The sequence below is a fragment of the Shewanella septentrionalis genome (genome assembly GCF_025370265.1).
GTDB lineage: Bacteria > Pseudomonadota > Gammaproteobacteria > Enterobacterales > Shewanellaceae > Shewanella > Shewanella hafniensis.
Genome location: NZ_JAMTCC010000105.1, coordinates 1 through 1,697, shown reverse-complemented (window position 1 = coordinate 1,697; position 1,697 = coordinate 1). Strand labels below are relative to the sequence as shown.

The window sequence follows — 1,697 nt, the reverse complement described above, 5'->3', positions numbered from 1 at the left end:
GCTGCGTGGTTTGTTACGCGATAAATGATGCCGTTGAAATGCTTACCAGTGAACACGAAAGCAGGTTCTGTTGTTAGTCCTGCTGGTTTAGGCATTTGTTGCTCATTTAAGCGAGTAAACATCGCGTCATCGATAGATGTTTCCGTGCCTCTCGGCTCACTGTCTAGCGTGGTGCGTTCAAGGTCATCATTGACGACATGCACACGATAACCGTCAATTGGTTTACCCGTGGCGAGGTAGCGGATCATTTGCGCGGTGAACTCGGTCATCATGGTTGGGTACGGGGTTTTCTTATCGAAAACGGAGGGTTGTTCTTCGCGATAATGTTCTGCAGTGAAGATAGAGGTCACGGCAGGAATGGCTTTAGGGCTGATGAATAAGCCGAAATGTCTGCCCTTTTCTGTTGATACATAGGCTGTGAATGGCATGGCCAAATTGAGGTTAACGCGCGCTGCACCGGATTTATCCGATTTCGTGCCAGTGACAACGCAAAATCCTTCTGGACAATCAATCGAGGTGATTTTGTCACCTTCAACGACTAAGCGGTTGATATCAACACTCGACAGCTCAATAGGAACCGTTTCACTGTCGTTGAATCCGTAGTGTTTTGGGGGCGTATTTGCCGCTAACACGCTCATAGGAAAAAGCGCGCAGGCTGCGAAAACAAGTGGGTTAGCAATCTTCATTATTTAACGTCCTTTTGCACTTTCTTAATGGCTTTGAGCGACAGTTGGCCATGGTCATAATTCATGGCAATGATGTAGCTGATGGTTTCGGGTTCTAGCGCGCGTTTGCCCACATATTTGTTTAACGTGCCCGTTATTTTGACGAGACGATCATCAAGGGCTATTTGGGTTTCATTGATGGTGAAGTGGCTGCTGATGTTTTGTTTTTTAATCATGGCGGCATCTTCAACCAGTAAAGGTTGCATCTGATGCCAATCAGCTTCATCGATATAGCTCGCGAGCTGTTTGTACTGATGGTCTACCGAAGCGGGCGTGACATTGAGTTTTAGAAAGGCAAAGTATTCGGCCATTTGCTGTAAATACGGTTCATCTATAGACGTGTCTGATACGGTAAAGGCTGCGCTGATGGTCGGTGGTACAACGGTGCGGCTTTTATTGAAGTAAGCCATCCATACAATACTTGCTAGGACCGTGTTACTGATCATGGCTACGGTAAAGCCGATTAACAGAAGCGTGTTGAGGGATTTTGCAATGCGGATAAAGTCGATTTTGTTCTTTTGTAACATGGGGCATCCTTAGGGGGATAAGCCCCCTAATTCACATCATTTAACGTAACCAGTAGCGGCGACAGGCCGCAGGTGTTCGTTTTAAAAATGATGCGCTAAATTCTGCAGGGGCATACCAATAGGCAGTGAGGCGTAACACGCACATGCCGTATTGCGATTTCATTCTGCGCATCCCTAAAAACCATGAAGAGGCTAGCGCCATGCCAATGAGCGCGTGATCCATCATGAATAACACGGCAAAAAACACTAAGGCAGGAACAAGTTCATCCATAGCAAAACCTAATAACGTAGGGGTGTTATTGAGGTGTTTAGGGATGCTAAAAAACTGAGTGGGGTTATCCACGGCCTATAGACCTACAACCTTTAAGGCCACGTTGACGAAGATCATACCAACGACAAAAGCCCCAATAGCGGCTCCCCAGTTTTTGGTTAAAAAGCCAGTAAT

The 1,697-nt window shown here is 46.4% G+C and carries 3 protein-coding genes; all 3 read right to left on the bottom strand.

The window, feature by feature from the left end:
• On the bottom strand, positions 1 to 686 hold a 686-nt coding region (gene traK, locus NE536_RS22700; protein ID WP_261274107.1), incomplete at its 3' end, for a type-F conjugative transfer system secretin TraK.
• The gene (gene traE / locus NE536_RS22695; protein ID WP_219255715.1) at positions 686 to 1,252 is read right to left on the bottom strand and encodes a type IV conjugative transfer system protein TraE; all 567 of its coding nucleotides are present in this window, start codon (positions 1,250 to 1,252) and stop codon (positions 686 to 688) included. The genes traE and traK, both read right to left, overlap by 1 nt.
• A 40-nt stretch (positions 1,253 to 1,292) precedes the next feature.
• Complete coding sequence (gene traL / locus NE536_RS22690; protein ID WP_012197972.1) at positions 1,293 to 1,595, bottom strand: type IV conjugative transfer system protein TraL; 303 nt, start codon at positions 1,593 to 1,595, stop codon at positions 1,293 to 1,295.
• Between the last annotated feature and the right edge of the window lie 102 nt (positions 1,596 to 1,697).

What these genes read in the sequence shown, in the direction of transcription:
- traE (WP_219255715.1), bottom strand. Translation starts at nt 1,252, where the DNA reads ATGTTACAAAAGAACAAAATCGACTTTATCCGCATTGCAAAATCCCTC.